This window comes from Selenomonas sp., from assembly GCF_057272215.1.
The window spans coordinates 22,068-39,194 of sequence record NZ_DBHIUY010000002.1 but is presented as its reverse complement, the minus strand read 5'-3'; the positions used below and the strand labels follow the sequence as shown (position 1 = coordinate 39,194).

Below are 17,127 nucleotides of genomic sequence, written 5' to 3'. Positions count from 1 at the left end.
GCATGGGTGTAAACGGAATTTACGGTCTTTCCGGCTCGGGTCTTGACGTAGAATCGCTCGTCAAGATGGGTATGAAGGGAAAGCAGAATCAATACGACAAGATGTATAAGCGCGAAATGACGAACGAATATACGAAAGCCGCGCTCAACGAACTTTACAACAAGGTCAACACATACAATCTTTCTGAGCTGACGAACTACAAGAAGCAGTCTGATATGGCGGCGAAGAGCGCGTCAAGCTCGGATGATAAGACGGTCAAGGTCAACGCAAACGGCGCGGCATCCGTCATGAGCCATACGGTCACGGTCGAGCGATTGGCGTCCAACGCCTACCTCGTATCGAATGCGCCGATCACGCGCTCCTCGGTCAACCCGGCAAAAGCGCAGTCGACGGAACTTGCCGATATCGCCTTCAAGAAAATCGAAGCGGCAGGCACGAATCCCGACGGCACGAAGAAGTATCACGTCTACTATGCCGACGGTACGGATGCCATCGTCAATGAGAGCGACACGGCGATCAACATGGATTTGACAGACAAAGATCCGGCTTCTGCGGACGACATCTATCACGTCAAGTATACGTTCAAGGAACTTGTGGAGAACAAGAAAACGCTCAACGACCTTGCGAGCAGTATACAGAACGCCAAACGTCCGCCGAAGGGACCGAAAGACGTCGCTCACAAGGCGAACTTCAACGCGAGCTACGATGCAGCGACGGGCTCCTTCAGCATCTACAACAAGAGCGGCGGAGCCAAGAACGTCGTCAGCATCAAGTCGCTCGACAAAGGTTCGACGCAGCTTGTGAACAACCTGCACCTCGCAAAATTCGACCAGTCGACGAACAGCTTGACGAATCTGCCCGCCTTCACGCAGGGCACAGAGCAGAAGTTCGGCGGTACGGCGGGCAAGGTCAAGGTCGACGGCAGAGAGTATGTCGTCGATGAGAACCGCCTCGTTGCAGGCGGCGTCACCTACAACTTCCTCAACAAGACGCAGCCGGGGCAGACCGTCACCGTATCCGTCTCGCAGAATGTAGACGCCGTCGTCGACAAGGTAAAGAAATTTGTCGAAAGCTACAACAAGCTTATAGATGAACTGCAAAAGCAGTACAACACCCAGCACGACAAGGATTACGACCCGCTGACGAAGGAACAGGAAAAGGGCATGTCGGAAGAGCAGATCAAGCGCTGGAACGAAAAGGCGAAGGGCGGTCTTCTCTACCACAACACATATCTCGGCAGGCTCATCAGCAAGATGAGAGAGGCGGTCGCGACGCCTGTGGCGTCCGCTGAATCGAAGTACAATTCAGCATCGGCGCTCGGTATCACGACGAAGGTCGGCAACAACTACGGACATTTGTCGCTCGACGAAGACAAGCTCAAGAAGGCGCTGGCGGAAGATCCGGATTCCGTCTACCGCGTGTTCGGCAGTTTGGATGAAAAAGACGATTTCAAGAACTCCGGCATCTCGATGCGCTTGTCGAAGGTCGCCTTGGACAGCATGAAAGAGATCAGCAAGGAAGCAGGCACGAAGTCCGACTGGGACGATTCGTCGACGCTCGGAAATCTGATCCGTTCGCAGAAGCAGAAGATGAAGAACTTCAAGCATCTCTTGGACGACTTCCAAAATCAGCTTTACAAGAAATACGATGCGATGGAGGCGTCTCTGCAGCGCATGAACGGCATGTACAACTCGCTTTTCGGCGCGAAATGATAAAGGAAAGCAGGGGGAAAACGAATGGTAAATGCAGCAGCGGAAGCATATAAAAGGCAGCAGATCATGACGGCGACGCCCGAGGCCCTGACGCTCATGCTCTATAACGGAGCGCTGCGCTTCATGTCGGAAGGCAAAGAAGCTCTGGAGAAGAAGGACTACGAGTCGGCGAACAATTCGATCATCAAGGCGGAGAAAATCATCACGGAATTTCGCGTGACGCTCGATTTTGACTATGAGATCTCGCACCAGCTCCTGCCGCTGTACAACTACGTTTACGACTGCCTTGTGCAGGGCAATTTGGACAGCGATGCGGGAAAGATCGACGAAGCGGCGGGCATCATCCGCGAGCTTCGCGATGCTTGGGCGCAGGCGATGAAGAAGGCGCGCGCCGAAAAAACGGGTGAGACAGCCGAAGGCGCAGTACCGCCCGTGCCTGAAATATCGACTACGCCGCCCAAAGAGGGCGCGTGATGGAGACGCGCACACCCGAGGAGCTTTGGCGTCTGTATCTGGAACTTTCACGCGAGATGCTGAAGTTCCTCAAGGAGGACGACGTCGATCGCTTCCTCGACCTCGACGCACAGAGGGCGGAGATCTTCAGACAGATGGAAGAGTGCAGTATAGAGGCATTCAAGGTGACGCAGGAAGGACGCACGCTCCTCGAACAGATCAAGCCCCTGGAGATGCAGCTCATCTACAATACGAAAGTCTGGCTGAATAAGTCGCGCACGCAGCACGAAGCTGTGCGCGATTACGAGGTCCGAGGCTTCGACCCCAGCGGACATCTCGTGAATCGTGAGATGTAGCTTTTGCAGGGATGCCGCATCCAAGATGGCGCACTTGCAGAGGTAAGCGAGAGAAAAATTTTCGTCGTCGGGAAAAAAGTTTCAAAAAACGCTTAAGAAAAATCAGCGTCCCACCGATAAACTTATTGAGCAAAGGCAAGAAAGACTTGCCGCTCACCAAACGTCAGCAACCAGGCGGGTCTCCGATAAACCCGCTGCATGAAGCTAGCTAGCGGCGGCATGCAGCAAAAGCGGAAAACGCCTGCTTTGCTTATTTGCGCCACAGGGCGCGGGGACGGCGCAGCCGTCTCAAGCACCGGACAAGGATGCCCGGCAGAAGAAGAAATGGGAACAACCAGGGAGGAAAAGACAAATGGCATTGGTAGTTAAGAACAACATGATGGCGGTCAACACGCTGAACACGTTGAACAAGAATCAGAGCGCACTCTCGACGAGCCTCAAGCAGGTTTCGTCCGGCATGAAGATCAACGGCGCTGTCGATGACGCTTCGGGCTATGCGATTTCCGAGCGTATGCGCGTCCAGATCCGTTCGCTCGATCAGGACAACCAGAACACGCAGAACGGCAACAGCATGATGAAGGTTGCTGAAGGCGCTGTTTCGAGCACGGTTGACATCCTCAAGACCCTCAAGGAGAAGGTCATCAACGCTGCGAACGACACGAACACCGACGATGACCGCGCGACGATCCAGAAGGAGCTCAACCAGAGCATCGACCAGATCAACGACAACGCGAACATCACGTTCAACGGCAAGTACCTCGTCGACGGCACGCACAATCAGAAGGTCACGGCTACGACGACGACGTTCACGAACCAGTCGATGAGCACGGCGACGGCTGCTGGCTCGGGTCTCACGCAGCTCCAGGATCGTACGGGCCGCAATCTGAATATCCACTCGCAGGATTCGATTACGGTTTCCTACGTCAACCAGGGCAAGACGGAGACGACGACCTTCAAGGTATCGACGAACACGCTCGAAGATATCATCGGTAAGATCTCGGGTCTCAGCGCGAATGGCGTAAACGGTACGGGTAAGGCAATCGGCGCTTCGTCCATCATCGGCACGAACGTCGCAGGCGACACGGTCTACACGGCTTCCGGTGAGAGCGCGATCTCGCTCTACGCTTCGGGCACGGGCGTCGGCAAGTCCCTCGGCGGCATCACGTTCAGCATCACGGATACGCAGGGCAACATCAACAAGTCCGCGAACGCCGTTCTTGATGCGTTCAACGAGACGGTTCGTGCGCAGGATAACTCGCAGGACAACTCGATGAACTTCCAGATTGGCACGCGCGCCAACCAGGCGATCCGTGTCGGCATGACCGATATGCGCGCGCAGGCTCTCGGCCTCCAGGGTTCGGACGGCGCTACGCTGAACATCAGCACGCGCGACAAGGCGAACGCTGCTATCAACGTTCTTGACAACGCGATCAGCAAGGCACTCGACCAGCAGACGACGATCGGCGCTGTTCAGAGCCGCTTGAACTACACGAGCCAGAACTTGACGACGGCAAGCGAGAACGTCCAGGCTTCCGAGTCCACCATCCGCGACGTCGACATGGCAAGGGCGATGACGAACTACACGAAGAACAACGTTCTCATGCAGGCTGCTCAGGCTATGCTCGCTCAGGCGAACCAGTCCAGCTCCGGCGTTCTCAGCCTGCTCCAGTAATTTCGTCAGAATTACAACAAGAGCTATCAAGAACCTCCCCCTTGGGGGAGGTTCTTTTTTTTGTGTTGATTTTTTATTGTGCGCAAAAGAGTTTTCATAGTATAATAAAGAAAAAATCAAGTAGGAGAAATAAGGAGAAAATTGTGGAGCGAGACGAGAAGGAAAAATGGCGGCAGAAGTTTCTGGTGATCTTGGAAGGATTTCGCCTTCTTGATGATGATTTCATGACGGCGGCATTTCAAGACAACTTGGAATGTGTCGATCTGGTTCTGCAGATCATTTTAGGCAATCCGAATATTAGAGCAACGAAAGTGATCACGCAAGATACATTGAAAAATCTGCAAGGACGCAGTGTGCGACTGGACATCCATGCATGGGCGAATCAGCAGGAATTCAATATTGAAATTCAGCGCGGAGGCAAAGGCGCTGCAGAACGGCGAGCGAGATATAACAGCAGCCTTATGGACGCCAATACTTTGCTTTCGGGAGAAGATTACGACAGACTGCCGGAATCGTATGTGATCTTCATCACAGAGACAGATGTCTTGAGTATGAGCCAGTCGATGTATGTCATTGAAAGAACGATAAAAGGCAGCAACACAACTTTTCAAGATGGATCTCATATCATTTATGTCAACAGTTCTATGATGGATCTGACTACACCGCTCGGCAGACTGATGCACGATTTTCATTGTACGCGAGCCGAGGATATGTATTATGACGTGTTGGCGGAACGAGTAAGGTATCTTAAAGAAACAGAGGGAGGAACGAGGTTCATGAGTGAAGTGATGGAAAATTTTGCAAAAGATATTGCGAAAGAAGCAATGGCACAAGGAATGGCACAAGGAAAAACGGATATTGTCCTGGAAATGCTGCGGGGCAAGATGCCGATTGAAACAATCGCGCATCTGTCGAAGTTCTCGCTGGAAAGAGTGAGAGAGCTTGGTAAGATGCACAGTCTGCTTTGATCCCGCTTTTTCTTAGGATAGAACGACAAAACATTCATGAATATATGCTGCGATTTTGCTTTTTGTGAGCAGAATCGCAGTTTTCATTTTGCGTGTGTCGTATGGAGCGGGGCAGGTCACGTTAAGTTTCTCGCGTTTTATCACGATACACGATTCGATAGTTGTATATGTCCGTGAAATGGCTGTATAGGCTCGGTGATTTATCTGAAGGGGCGTTTGTATGATATGAAAATCTCAGCTTGCTATATCACAAAGAATGAGAGTGCGAATCTTGCTGCATCCATTGAGAGCATAGCGGCGAGCGTCGATGAAATCATCGTCTATGATACAGGATCTGAGGACGATACATGCCGCGTCGCGGAGGCTCTGCCCAAGGTGAAGCTCTTTCGAGGCGCATGGTGCGATGACTTTGCGGCGGCGCGTAACGAGGCGGTCGCTCGTGCCATAGGGGATTGGATCGTATTTCTTGATGCCGATGAGCGCTTTTCTACAGAAACGCGCGGGAATCTCCGCGCTGTACTGGAAGCTGCGGCAGATTATGACGCGCTTGCCGTGAAGATCGTGAATCTCGATGTCGATGGTGCGGAAGAAAAACGCCTGAACCACACGTATGTCGTGCGCGCTTTTCGTCGTTCTCCCGAGATTCGCTATGCGGGGCGCATCCATGAGCATATCGAGCGCGCGGGTGGTGGACTGCGCCTTGCGTTTATCCCGGAGGCATCTCTTGTGCTGCTTCATACAGGCTATACGGCGAGCCGAGCGAAGGGAAAAGCGGAGCGCAATCTGCGGCTTCTTTTGCGGGAATTGGAGCAGACGGAAAACGAGGAGGATCTCTATCGTTATCTCGCCGAAGCGTATGAAGGTGTCGGCGATACGGAGCGTGCGCTTCACTATGCGCGGCTTGATATCGAGGGGGGGCCGCGTCCTGTACTCTTCGCAAGCCGCTGCTATCGTATGCTTCTATACACTTTGCCTGCGGGGGAGGAGCGCACGCATGTGTTGGAGAAAGCGCGGCGCGACTTTCCGCTTCTGCCGGAGTTTCATGCCGAATATGCCGAGCATCTGGCGCGTGAGCTGAATTTTTCTGAGGCGATCACGGCGATGGAAGAAGCTTTTCGCGCCTATGCCAGGCACGAGGAGGACGGCGAGGCGATGGAATTTGACGAGGCGATGCTTGTCGTAGCAAAGGAGCGTGCGGCTCTTTGGCAAAAGATCGTGGCGAGGGAAAAGACACTGACGATTTCAGCGTGTACCATCGCGCGGAATGAGTCGCATGATATGCCGCGCTGGCTGGAGAATACGGCGGTTTACAGCGACGAGCGCATCGTCGTCGATACGGGGTCGGAGGATGAGACAAAGGCGCTTGCCGAAGCCGCAGGCGCATACGTCTGCGATTATGTATGGCGCGACGATTTTGCGGCGGCGAAGAACGAAGCGCTTTCTCATGCGACGGGCGAGTGGGTCGCGTTTCTCGACGCCGACGAGTATTTTGCGAATCCGCAGATCGTGCGTCCGTACCTTGCGGCACTCTCTGTTGAGCAGCCGATGATCGAGGCGGTGATACTGACGATTGCGAATCTTGACGAGGACGATCATTTCAAGGAGATCCAGCGATTTCCGACCGTGCGGCTTTTCCGTCGTCGTGCGGATATCGCCTTTTCCGGGCGTATTCATGAGATGGTCATAAAGAGGGAAGGGCAGCTTGAGATCAAGCTGGAAAAGAAACATCTGCTTGTCTATCATCTCGGCTACTCTTCGGGCCGCGTCATGAAGAAGATCGAGAGGAACTTCGCGCTCTTGCAGGCGGACATCGAAAAGAATGGCGAGCAGCCCGGGCATTATCGCTATCTGGCAGATTGCTACATCGCTTTTCGCGACTGGAAGAAAGCGCTTTATTATGCCGTTTTGGCGCTCGATTCTCCAGCGACGGCTGTGGGCAGCGACAGCGATATGTATAAGACGGCGCTGTATGCGATGCGGGAATGCAAGATGGCAGCGGAAGATATGCTTGCTTTGGCGCAGAAGGCGATGGAAGATTTTCCCGACCTGCCGGATTTCTATGCAGAGCAGGGCATGATCCTCTCTTCGATGGGGAAGCTCAGAGCGGCTGCCGCATCGTTTGAACACGCTTTTTCTCTTGCAGGGCGTGAAACGGGCGCTGTATGGCAGGCATCGTGCTTTGCTGCGGTCGCCCCTGTCGCATGGCGTCGCCTGGGAGAGATTTATCTTGCACTCGGCGAGAGAGAAAAGGCGAAGGCGGCGCTTGCCGCCTCTTTGCGTCTGCATCCGTTCAGCGAGGAGACACTCGCTTCATGGCAGAGACTTTTTGGCGTGCCATGCGGCGAAACTTTGCGCGAGTTTTTCCCGCATACGGCGGAGGCTCTGTGCTATCTTGCACGCTGGGCGATGTCTGCCGGAGAGGCGAAACTTGCCGCTGATGCGGCGGCGGAGCTGACGGCGCTCTTCGGCGAGCGCCTGCCTGAAGCGGATTGCCTTGTCGCCTGGCAGGCAGGGGACTGGCAGCGCATGGCGGGGGAGGCGATGAAGAACGTCGTGGGGACGATGCAAGAGCTGTTCTGCTTCCTCTTGCAGTCTGTGGCGCAGGGACATCCTCTGCGTGCGTATGCGGCGCAGATGCAGCCGCTTCTGCCGTCGATGCAGGAGATTTTGCATTGCTATGCGAAGGGAGAGCCGTTTGCTGCGGAGCTTTGGGATTCCTGTGCGGCGTTTTTGCCGATGCTCGTAAAGAGGCTGCCGCAGGATGCGCTGCTTCTTTATGTACGACTGCTTTCCGATATGACGCCGGAGAAGAAGCGTGAGGCGGCAGCCGTCCTTCTGGCGGAGGAGAAGTGGCAGGCGGCGTGCGTGCTTTTTGCGGAGATCCCGGCGGACTCAGCCGCAGCCGACGCTGCGTTCTGGCACGATGCGGGTGTCGCGCTTTATTGCGCGGGCGATGCTATGGCGGCGCGTGCAGCCTTTTCCCGTGCGCGGGAGATGGGCTCTCAGGCGAAGGATATTGCCGCTTATGAAGCGTGGATGAAGGAGGTCATGGCATGAAGCTTTCCGCTTGCGTGATCACAAAGAACGAGGAAGAGAATATCGGCACATGGCTCGCTTCGATGAAAAAGCTCGCTGACGAGATGATCGTCGTCGATACCGGCTCGACCGACCGCACCGTTGAACTGGCGAAGGCGGCGGGCGCACGCGTCTTTCACCATGCGTGGCAAAACGACTTTTCTGCTGCGAAGAACTGCGCCTTGGATAAGGCGCAGGGCGATTGGATCCTTTTCCTCGACGCCGACGAGTATTTCAGTCCGCAGACCATTGGCAAAGTGCGCCCGATGCTGGCGGAGGTGGAACGTAGCCCGAAGCCCCTCGTCGGTGTGATCTGCCGTCTCATCAACATCGACAAGGATCAGGGAAATCGTTTCACCGGCGCCATCTTCCAGCTGCGCATCTTCAAGAACAGCCCCGATCTTCGCTATGAAGGGAAGATTCATGAGCGGATTGTCGATAGGCGCAAGGCGCAGCACGAGATGTTTGCGACATCCGAGCTGGTGATTTTTCATACGGGTTATTCGCAGCATCTTATCCGCAAAAAGCTCGAACGCAACCTTGCGTTTCTGCGGCAAAGGGAAGCGGTCGAGGGGGAATCTGCCGACGATGCGCTGCATTACATGGACTGTTACTATGGCTTGGGGGATTTTGCCAAGGCGGCTGAATGCGCAAGAAGGGCGATGGCGAGCGGGATCGTCTACCTGGGACGCGAGGGCGCTGAATATTGGGGGCTTGTGCGTGCGCTGCTCGCGCAAAAGCGGCCGAAGGAAGAGATTTTGCCCGTATTGCAAGAGGCGATGGAAAAGTATCCGGATCTCGCGGAGTTCCCTATGGAATATGGGCTGTTGGCTTGGGAAGAGTGCGATTATTTGCTGGCGGAAAGGATGTTCCGCCGCGGTATGAAGCTCAAGGAGAAGGCGCCTGTCTCGCTTCGTGCGGATAATTCGCTGCAAATGCTTCCTTTTGTCTGCGCTGCGCTCGGAAAGATTGAGATGATGCAGGGGCGTCCTGCCGAGGCATTTGATCTTTTCCTGCGTGCGGTCAAAGAGTATCCTTATGATACGAATCTCTTTCTTGCGCTTTATGATGCGCTCGCGGGACAGGAGCCGACAGATGTCATTGCTCTTTTTGATACGCTCTATGATAAGGAGAAGGACGCGCCGTTCATCGTGGCGGCTCTTCGCGCACGCACGTTGACGCCTGTCCTGCTTTATTACGCGCGTTTTTTGCCGACCGGACAGCGCGATGAGGCGCTTCTCTATGCGGCGGCAGGGCGCATGGACGCAGCGGCGATGGAACTTTCGGCGCGGCTCAAGAGCTTTTCCGCCTTGCTTGCCGAGGCGAAGGGAGCCGAGGGCAGTCTGCCCGAGACGGACAGCGCTGCCATCCTTCTCAGCGACATGTATAAGAATCGTTGGCGCACGAAGGCGCTGCCGCGCGTCAGTATTCTGATTCCGACGTATAACCGCCCGCAGTTTTTTGAATTGGCTCTCCAGAGCGCTTTGCGGCAGAAGTATGAAAATCTTGAGATCATCGTCTGCGACAACAGTACGGATGAGGCGACGGAAGCCTTGATCGAGAAATATTTGGGCGATTCGCGCCTGCAATATCATCGAAACAGAGACGCAAAGACGAAGGAGGAGAACTTCGCGCCGTTTGAACATCTGGCGAGCGGTGAATATTTGCAGTGGCTGATGGACGATGACATTTTGCTCGACGGCAAGATCGAGCGGATGATGCAGGCGTTTCGCGAGAATCCTGCGGCGAAGCTCGTGACGTCGAGACGCGCCTTGATCGATGCCGAAGGACGTATGCAGCCGAATCCGTATGCGGCGTGCGTGCCTGAAAGCGAGGCGGATTATTCCGTATTTGCCGGCGAGATCGTCGGCAAGGAGACGCTGCTCGGCTGGCGCAATTTCCTCGGCGAGCCGTCGGCTGTGCTTTTTCGAAGGGATGATCTCAAGCACCATTACTGGAATGCGGAGAGCCGAGGCTACAAGACGATTTCTGACGTGGCGATGTGGTTGGAGCTGCTCGAAAAGGGCGACTGCATTTTCTTCCAGAAGCCCTTGAGCTGCTATCGCCGTCACGAAGGACAGGAAGGTCAGCAGGCGGGGGTCATCCTTTTGAGCCGTTTGGAATGGTTGAGAATCATTGAGGAGTATTATCGCCGCCGCGTATACCTCAAGACGGAGGAAGAGTATCGAAAGCCGCTCGAACTTCTGTACGGTGAATATCTGACGGAGCGCGACCGCTTCGACCGTGCGGCGGCGGGCGATTACTGGCAGGTGTACGAAGAGGCGATGCGCGGCGTGCGGCGCATGTTGGAGAAGATGAAGAAAAAGGAGCGGACGCATGGCAAGCGAAAAGGAAAAGGATAGGCTGCGCGAGAGAATCGGCGCACGCCTCGCTGTGCGCGATTTTGACGGCGCAATGGACGCCGTGTGCGAGCTGGCGAAAGATGCTGCGGCAGAGACGGAAGTGCTCGGCGCTGCCGCGAGCATCCATATCGAGGCTGGCGACTATGCGGGGGCGGAGCCGCTGGTCGCGTCGCTCCTGCAGAAGGAGCCGCAGTCGGTCTACGGTGCGTTCCTCTCGGCGCGGATTCTTTTCGCTCGGGGGCAGTTTCTTTCTGCGCGTGATGCGCTTCTCGCGCTGCTGCAGCGCGAGGGCGCACTTGCGCCTGCCTATGCCGAGAAGGTCTGCAATCTGCTCGGGCAGACGGCGCGGGTCTTGGGGCTGGCGGAGGAAGCGGCGGCTGCGTACGAAAAAGCGGCTGCCGCCGCAGAAGATCCCGCCAGCCGTGCGACGGCATGGAGCAACGTCCTCTTCGGACTGCATTTCCTGCGTGTACCGCCCGAAGAAGCGTACCGCGCACACTGTGCCTATGGAGAAATATTCCGCGACGTGCAGCCGTTCATCCATCGCCGCCTGCAAAAGCGGCGCAAGATTCGCATCGGCTACATTTCCCCCGATTTGCGCCGCCACGTCGTCCTGCGTTTTGCTGAGGCGCTTTTCACGAAGTACGATGCGAAGCGCTTCGAGGTTTACTGCTATCAGAACGGTCCTGAGGACGAGGAAAGCCGCCGCATCATGCATCTCGTGGATGTCTGGCGCAATATCTCGCCGCTCTCGGCCTTGGATGCAGCGCGGCGCATCTATGCGGACGGCATTGACGTTCTCGTAGATCTTGCGGGACATACGCGCGGCACGGCGCTTCCCGTGCTGGCGTACCGCCCCGCTCCCGTGCAGATGTCGGGCATCGGCTATTTCGCGACGACGGGGCTTTCTGCCGTCGATTACATGATCGGCGATGTGTGGCTTGATGGAGCGCCGGCAGGCATGAGGAACGCGCCGTTTTTCACGGAGAAACTGCTTGCCCTTTTGCATACGCACCTTTGCTATACGCCAGCGGCAGATGCACCGCTGCCGGGCGCTTTGCCGTGCCTTGCGCACGGCTTCGTGACGTTTGGCAGCTTCAACGCTTTTGCCAAGGCGTCCGACGAGGCGCTTCGGGCATGGGCGCAGATTCTCGAAGCCGTGCCTGCGTCGCGGCTGCTCTTAAAGTCCGCCGCTTTTTCGAGCGAAGAGGGGTGCGCCGCTGCGCTTGCACGTCTGCAAGCGGCGGGCGTCGATGCTGCGCGCGTCGAGCTGCGCCCCGATACACGCGAATATCTGCATGAGTACCATGACGTCGATATAGCGCTCGACTCTTTTCCATACCCCGGCGGCGGCACGACATTCGATGCGCTTTATATGGGCGTGCCTGTCGTCACGCTGCGCGGCGATTCGCACGGTTCGCGCTTCGGCTACAGCATTCTCGCCAATCTGGGGCTTCAGGACCTGGCGGCGCGGGATGTGGCGGAGTATGTGGAGAAAGCGGCGGCGCTTGCGCAGGATACGGAGCTGCTCGCCGCGCTGCATAAGAATCTTCGGTCGATGATGGAAGCATCTCCTTTGATGGACGCCGCTTCTTATACGGCTGCGCTCGAAGCCGGCTACGAAGCTGCGCTTGCTGCGTCTGATGCGGCGGATTCTGCGCTCTCGCCGGAGGCGTGCGTGCGGCTTTCCATCGCGCTCAAACAGTTTTTTGCTGCGGGGGATTTGCGGCAGGCGCTTGCTGCATCCGATGCGCTCCTCGCCGCAGGCAAGGCGACGCGCGAGGTATGGCGGCTTGCGGCGGGGCTTTACATTGATGCTGAGGAAGGAGAAAACGCCGAGCGGGCGGCGCAGCTCTATCTTGCCGAGCGGGAAGATGGTTTCGGGCTGCTTTTGCATGCACGCGCCGTATTTTTGCTTGGACGCTGGTGCGAGGCGCTCGATGATGCGCAGCGTGCGCTCTCGCTCGGTTCTCTGGCAAACAGCGAGCGCACGCTCGCGTACAATCTCATCGCACGCATTCGACGCAGCATCGGCGAGGTAGAGGAGGCTCTGCGTGCGGAGAAAGCGTCGTTCGACATTGCAGAGACGCAGGCAGACAGGGCGTCTGCTTGGAGCAACTACTTATTTGCCCTGCACTACGTCGAGCGCGAGCCGCGCTTCATGCTCGATGCGGCGCACCGCTATGGCAGGCTGTTTGCCGATGTGCCGCCGATCAGGCATACGCGCAGTCGGCGCGAAAAGATTCGCGTCGGCTACATTTCTCCCGATTTTTGCTTTCATATCGTCGCACTTTTCAGCTTTGCCTTTTTCACGCACTTCGATCGGGAACGATTTGAGGTCTATGGCTACTCGCTGTCGGGGGAGAATGCGATGGCGGCAGAGCTTTCCTCTCATGCGTCGGCTTGGCGCTATGTGGGCGGCCGGACGGCGGCGGAGATCGCGGAAAAGATTCGCGCCGATGCGATCGACATCCTCTTTGATCTTTCGGGACACAGTGCGAACAATGCGCTTCCCGTACTCGCGCTGCGTCCTGCGCCCGTGCAGATCTCGGGCATCGGCTACTTCGATACGACGGGGCTTTCGACGGTCGATTATTTCCTGACGGACGTGCATACCGACCCGCATGGAAAAAACGACGACTGCTTCACGGAGAAGCTTCTTCGCCTGCCCGAAAGTCATCTCTGCTACCGTGCGAGCCGTGCGGGCGAGCGATCTAAGATCGCGCCGCTGCCGGCGAAAGAGAAGGGCTTCATCACCTTCGGCAGCTTCAACAATTTCGCGAAGGTCACGGATCGGATGCTGCGCCTTTGGGCGAAGATTCTTTCTGCCGTGCCGCGTGCGCACCTCTTTCTCAAGACGGCGGTGTTCGATGCGGCGGACGGCAGGGATGCGGCGCTTCGCCGCTTGACGGCGGCAGGCATTGACCTATCGCGCGTCAAGACGGAAGGCCATACTGCCGAATATCTCGCCGCCTACGGCGATGTGGACGTCGCGCTCGACACCTACCCGTATCCCGGCGGCGGCACGACCTGCGACGCGCTCTATATGGGCGTGCCCGTCGTCACGCGCACGGGTACGAGACACGGCGCACGCTTCGGTGCGAGTATTTTGACGAATATCGGTCTTGCCGACATCTGCTGTGCGCATACGGATGAGGAATATGTCGAGAAGGCGTGTGCGCTTGCCGCCGATACGGCAAGGCTCGCCGTCCTGCGCCGCACGCTGCGCACGCGCATGGAAGCCTCGCCCTTGATGGATGCGGCGCGTTATATGGTGCAGATAGAAGCGGCATACGAAAAGATCTGGGCGCATTGGCTGGGCGAGGACAGCCGGAAGATGCGCAGAAAGCTCGTGCCAAAGCTGCAAAAGGAAGCGGACGAAGCCTTTGCCGCCCGCGATTGGCGGCGCTTTCTTGCCGCAGCTGATCGGCTGGCGGCGCTTGACGCCGCTTCTAAACGTCTTTTTATGAGCATGGGATTTGCGGCGCTCCAACGGCAGGAAAGTGCGCGTGCGCGTCTTTATCTCGAAAAGGCGCAGGAAAAGGCGCAGGAAGAAATGCCCGAGATCCTGCATCTTCTTGCCGAAGCGCAAAAAACAGCGGGCGACCATAAGGCGGCGCTTGCGAGTGTAAAGAAGGCACAGGCGCGGACGGAAGAGACGGAAGAGACGCGCCCCTTCCGGCATCGTCTCGTACTGGCAGAGGCACATGCGGCCTACATGCTCGGCGACGCCGACGGAGCTGCCGAAGCCTACCGCAAAGCCGCCGATCTTGCGACCGACCTTCGTTTGCGCAGCGAAGCGTACAGCTCGTATCTGCTTGCGCTGCACAGTACGGAGATCGGGCAGGAGGAGCTTTTCGCCGCGCATCGAGGCTATGAAAAGCTCCTCGCGGAGATCGAGCCGCTTGCCGCACGCGCATGGAAAAGGCACGGCAAGATTCGCGTCGGCTATCTGTCGCCCGATTTTCGCCGACATGTCATGTTCTCTTTCATCTACGGGCTTTTTGTGCGCTTTGACCGCGCACGGTTCGATGTCTACGCCTATTCGCTGAACGAGACGGCGGACGGTTTCACGGAAGCGCTGAAAGAGCAGGCGACGGTTTGGCGTGAGGCAGCAGGGCTGTCTTATGCGGAGATTGCTGCGAAAATTCGTGCCGATGAGATCGACATTCTTGTAGACCTTGCAGGTCACAGCGCGGGCGGCGCTTTGCCCGTGCTCGCCTATCGCCCCGCGCCCGTGCAGGTCTCGGGTCTTGGCTACGTCAATACGACGGGGCTTTCAGCGGTCGATTATTTTCTGACGGACGATATCGTTGATCCGCCGGGAAGCCACGACGGCTTTTTCATAGAAGAGCCGGTGCATCTGACGAGCCAGTTTCTTTACACGGCGCAGAGCGACGTGCCGAAGCCGGCGGGCGCACCGTGCAGAGAGAAGGGATATATCGTTTTCGGCGTATTCAACCACTGGTACAAGGTCACGGAGGAAATGCTCTTCTGCTGGCGTGAAATCATGGCGCGTGTGCCGAAGAGCCGGCTGCTCGTCAAGTGTCAGGAGCTTTTTGCACCTGCGATGCAAGAAGAGGTGCTGCGCCGTATGGCGAAGGCGAAGATCGACGTCGCACGCGTCGATTTGGAGCCTGCGACGAGCGACTACATGGAGCGCTACGCATCGGTTGACATCGCGCTCGACACCTATCCGTATCCGGGCGGCGGCACGACATGCGACGCGCTCTATATGGGCGTGCCTGTCATCACGCGCTTCGGCAGACGGCGCGGCTCACGCTTCGGGCTGTCGCTTTTGAAGAACATCGGACTCTCTGAGCTTGCTGCTGCCGATGGGACGGCGTACATCGAGAAAGCGGCGGCGCTCGCTAAGGATAGGGAGCTTTTGGACGAACTGCACAAGACGCTTCGCGCACGTTTTGCCGCGTCGCCCGTCATGCAGGCGACGCGCTACATGGAAGAATTGGAGCGTTTTTACTGCATGGCGATGGAACGAAGAGAGGAGGAAGAAAGACGCAGATGAAAGATTTTTCGAAGATCACGGAGGAGCTTGCCGTCTTGCAGAATGAAGCGAGATGGGATGAGGGAGCGGAGCGCATCGAATACTTGCTGCAAAGGCGCGGGGCAGAACTTGATCGTGGGGAGAAGAGCTTCCTCTGCGGCAGGCTCGGCTACTTCCTGCACTTCGTCGGGCGCATCGAGGAAGCTGCCGCTTCCTATCTGGAAGCGGTCGTGTCCGCGCCTTACCTCGCGCAGCAGAGGAAGCTCTACAGTGATTACCTCATGCTCTGCCACTATCTGCCGCAGGTGAGCGATGAGGAGCTGGCAGAAGCGCACTTTGCCTACAGCCGATTTTTCCGTCCCGAGGAAGAGCTGCCCCATGAGCGCGAGCGACACCGCCGCCACGAAAAGATTCGCGTCGGGTACCTCTCATCGAACTTCAAGACGCATGTCATGAGCTGTTTTATGATGCAGCTTCTCGCACTCGCTGACCGTGAACGCTTTGAAGTCTACTGCTACGATCTCGGCGGCGTGTTCGATGCAGCGGCGGAGCAGATGCAGTCCTTCGGCAATATTTGGTGCAATCTGGCGCTTTCGGAGGCGAAGGAACGTGCTTCGAAAATCGCTGAAGACGAGATCGATATCCTCTTTGATCTCAGCGGTCATACGGACGGCGGGCATGGCTTGGCGACGCTCGGCTATAAGGCGGCGCCCGTGCAGGTCTCGGGGTTGGGTTACATGAGCACATCGGGGCTCAAGGCGGTCGATTATTACTTGTCGGACATCTTTCTCGATCCGCAGGGAAGGGGCGATGCGCATTTTTCAGAAAAGCTCGTGCGCCTTTCACACTCGCATTTTTGCTACACGCCGTTCGAGGAAGTGTTCAAGAGTACGATTGATTGGCAGCCGCATGAACGGATCGTGTTCGGCTGCTTCAATAACTCCGCAAAGATTTCCGATGAGATGCTGCGCCTGTGGCTCTCCCTTCTTGCACGGGCGCCCGGCTCGCTCCTTCTGCTCAAGGCATGGAAGCCCGACGTCTTGAAGAAGCGGGCGGTTTCTCTCGGCTATCGTCCGGAACAGATCGAGGTGCGCCCCATGACGCGTGCGTACATTCATGAATATATGGACATGGATATAGCGCTCGATACCTTCCCCTACACGGGCGGCGGCACGACGTGTGAGGCGCTCTACATGGGCACGCCTGTCGTCACGCTTGCCGGCACGCGCCACGGCACGCGCTTCGGTCTGTCGCTTCTGGAAAACGTCGGTCTCGGCGAACTCGCGGCGGCGACGCCGGAAGAATACATCGAAAGAGCCGCCGCACTCGCCGCCGACCGCGAGCTGCTCGAAGCCCTGCACAAGAGCCTGCGCCCCATGATGCAGCGTTCGCCCGTCATGGACGGCAGGAGCTATGTGCGGGAAGTCGAGGCGATGTACGAGGATGTCTGGCTGGCTTGGCTGAATGCGTGAGAATCGTTTAAGCTGTTTCCGTGCTTTTTCGATATACGAACGTATGATATA

The 17,127-nt window shown here is 56.9% G+C and carries 9 protein-coding genes; all 9 read left to right on the top strand.

Features of this window, described 5'->3' with window-relative positions; translation table 11 throughout:
* Positions 1 to 2 precede the first annotated feature (2 nt).
* A complete protein-coding gene (gene fliD / locus ACO5Z0_RS02040; RefSeq protein WP_485649004.1) occupies positions 3 to 1,712 on the top strand; it encodes a flagellar filament capping protein FliD in 1,710 nt (569 codons plus the stop codon).
* A gap of 24 nt (positions 1,713 to 1,736) precedes the next feature.
* A complete protein-coding gene (gene fliS, locus ACO5Z0_RS02035; protein ID WP_442672424.1) occupies positions 1,737 to 2,186 on the top strand; it encodes a flagellar export chaperone FliS in 450 nt (149 codons plus the stop codon).
* Positions 2,186 to 2,521, top strand: a complete 336-nt coding sequence (locus ACO5Z0_RS02030) for a hypothetical protein (protein ID WP_485649003.1) — start codon at positions 2,186 to 2,188, stop codon at positions 2,519 to 2,521. Before fliS ends, ACO5Z0_RS02030 begins: the two co-directional genes overlap by 1 nt.
* 352 nt (positions 2,522 to 2,873) lie before the next feature.
* On the top strand, positions 2,874 to 4,193 hold the full coding sequence (locus ACO5Z0_RS02025; RefSeq protein WP_485649002.1) for a flagellin N-terminal helical domain-containing protein: 1,320 nt from the start codon (positions 2,874 to 2,876) through the stop codon (positions 4,191 to 4,193).
* A 143-nt stretch (positions 4,194 to 4,336) separates the two neighbouring features.
* Complete coding sequence (locus ACO5Z0_RS02020; RefSeq protein ID WP_485649001.1) at positions 4,337 to 5,161, top strand: PD-(D/E)XK nuclease family transposase; 825 nt, start codon at positions 4,337 to 4,339, stop codon at positions 5,159 to 5,161.
* Between the two features lie 225 nt (positions 5,162 to 5,386).
* Entirely contained in the window at positions 5,387 to 8,218 is a 2,832-nt protein-coding gene (locus ACO5Z0_RS02015) for a glycosyltransferase family 2 protein (protein ID WP_485649000.1), read from the top strand.
* Entirely contained in the window at positions 8,215 to 10,599 is a 2,385-nt protein-coding gene (locus ACO5Z0_RS02010) for a glycosyltransferase (protein ID WP_485648999.1), read from the top strand. Before ACO5Z0_RS02015 ends, ACO5Z0_RS02010 begins: the two co-directional genes overlap by 4 nt.
* On the top strand, positions 10,574 to 15,625 hold the full coding sequence (locus ACO5Z0_RS02005; protein WP_485648998.1) for an O-linked N-acetylglucosamine transferase, SPINDLY family protein: 5,052 nt from the start codon (positions 10,574 to 10,576) through the stop codon (positions 15,623 to 15,625). Before ACO5Z0_RS02010 ends, ACO5Z0_RS02005 begins: the two co-directional genes overlap by 26 nt.
* The gene (locus tag ACO5Z0_RS02000; protein WP_485648997.1) at positions 15,622 to 17,076 is read left to right on the top strand and encodes an O-linked N-acetylglucosamine transferase, SPINDLY family protein; all 1,455 of its coding nucleotides are present in this window, start codon (positions 15,622 to 15,624) and stop codon (positions 17,074 to 17,076) included. The genes ACO5Z0_RS02005 and ACO5Z0_RS02000 overlap by 4 nt, the downstream gene beginning before the upstream one ends.
* Positions 17,077 to 17,127 lie beyond the last annotated feature (51 nt).

Excerpts from the sequence above, each read along its gene's own strand:
- fliD (WP_485649004.1), top strand. The coding sequence starts at position 3 with ATGGGTGTAAACGGAATTTACGGTCTTTCCGGCTCGGGTCTTGACGTA.
- fliS (WP_442672424.1), top strand. The coding sequence starts at position 1,737 with ATGGTAAATGCAGCAGCGGAAGCATATAAAAGGCAGCAGATCATGACG.
- ACO5Z0_RS02030 (WP_485649003.1), top strand. The coding sequence starts at position 2,186 with ATGGAGACGCGCACACCCGAGGAGCTTTGGCGTCTGTATCTGGAACTT.
- ACO5Z0_RS02025 (WP_485649002.1), top strand. The coding sequence starts at position 2,874 with ATGGCATTGGTAGTTAAGAACAACATGATGGCGGTCAACACGCTGAAC.
- ACO5Z0_RS02015 (WP_485649000.1), top strand. The coding sequence starts at position 5,387 with ATGAAAATCTCAGCTTGCTATATCACAAAGAATGAGAGTGCGAATCTT.
- ACO5Z0_RS02010 (WP_485648999.1), top strand. The coding sequence starts at position 8,215 with ATGAAGCTTTCCGCTTGCGTGATCACAAAGAACGAGGAAGAGAATATC.
- ACO5Z0_RS02005 (WP_485648998.1), top strand. The coding sequence starts at position 10,574 with ATGGCAAGCGAAAAGGAAAAGGATAGGCTGCGCGAGAGAATCGGCGCA.
- ACO5Z0_RS02000 (WP_485648997.1), top strand. The coding sequence starts at position 15,622 with ATGAAAGATTTTTCGAAGATCACGGAGGAGCTTGCCGTCTTGCAGAAT.